We start from the raw sequence: 1,335 nt of genomic DNA on the forward strand, positions 1-1,335 counted from the left end.
GGAGAGCAAATAAGATTTGTCATTCGACCAGCGATGTAAAATTCAAAACCGTGTTAAAAAAATGAAAATAAATATTTAAAGACATGCATGCACGGTAAAACGGAGCAAACTAAATATTTACCCAAAAAGGAAGAAAAACAACTGTTGCCACATGTATCGCAATCATACACATAATATAAACCAACGGTCAACGGGTCTTAAATCAGACACTAAGCACAGCGTGGAAAAAATAAAAAACCATCAAAAACAACAATATAAATAACATCCATTGATAAGTTTTTTTTAAAAATCGAAAAAATCGAACAAAAAACGACTGATTTTCATTAGGGAAAAACAGAGGTATTTATACCCTTTTTATTTTAATAAAAATAAAATAGTTAGCATGTTAAGTAATTCATTTGGATATTATTCTGATTTTTCCCTTTTTCTTAAACCTCGATTAAATACCACCATTCCTGAATTAGCCATTAACATCACGGTGTTAATTTAGGATTATTCTCACCTTTATTTTCTGGGGTTAACACAGAGGAAAACAACATGATAAACCATAAAATCCGCGCACTTATACCAAATGCCAGCAAACAAATTCCTAAAAATCAGATAATGACAAAAAGAGCAATGCAATAAAGTCTGAAAATCTGCGTATTTGATCGATTTACTGGACAAAAATGAAACAGCCCCGCAATGCTTTGTTTATGGGCCTGCTCGTAGGGAGGAGTTTTCTGAAGAAGCAGAATGAGAATATTCCTATAATAAGCCATCGCACAAATTGAAAACAGCGGGTCCGTTTAATCCCTAGTGCAACTTTCTGCAACGCGTTCATTGCTCGATACCAATCAGGTTAATCTGTGCCATCAATAGCAAGGTTGAAGAAAGAGAATACGCCCAAGGCTGGGCCGATAGACGAAACTTCATCATGCTGCGCTAAAGAAAATATTCAGTGGCGATTGGTTCGTCCTGAAAAAAGCGGTGTTGTCGCGGCTCACTTCTCTGTAGACGGGCCCATTTAGGCTCCTGACCTTAACAACAATGAACGGCAATATAGGATTTGCACATAGGTGCAAACAACTCGACAAACTGTAACATTGCCTCGTTATATTCCTGCCTGTTGTCAACAGACAGGGGTAAATCTGTGTCTTACCAAGCCGAAATTCGCCACCGCAAAATCGCGTGGCCAAAGCTGCGCCATGCGCTGTCTATCGCCAGCCACGAGCCTGCCAACTTACTGGGCGCACTGCTGCTGATGCTGTTTAGCGGGATCATTCTGTCACCGGTGCTTTCCGTTTTGCTGAATGCAACACTGGTGCAAAGCGGCGATGAAGGCCGCACCGATGC

The 1,335-nt window shown here is 39.9% G+C and carries 1 pseudogene; it reads left to right on the forward strand.

Annotated features, from left to right (window positions below):
* Positions 1 to 1,132: 1,132 nt before the first annotated feature.
* Positions 1,133 to 1,335, forward strand: a pseudogene (locus J5224_RS28050) (iron ABC transporter permease); the annotation flags it as partial.

This window comes from Candidatus Symbiopectobacterium sp. NZEC135, assembly GCF_025962695.1.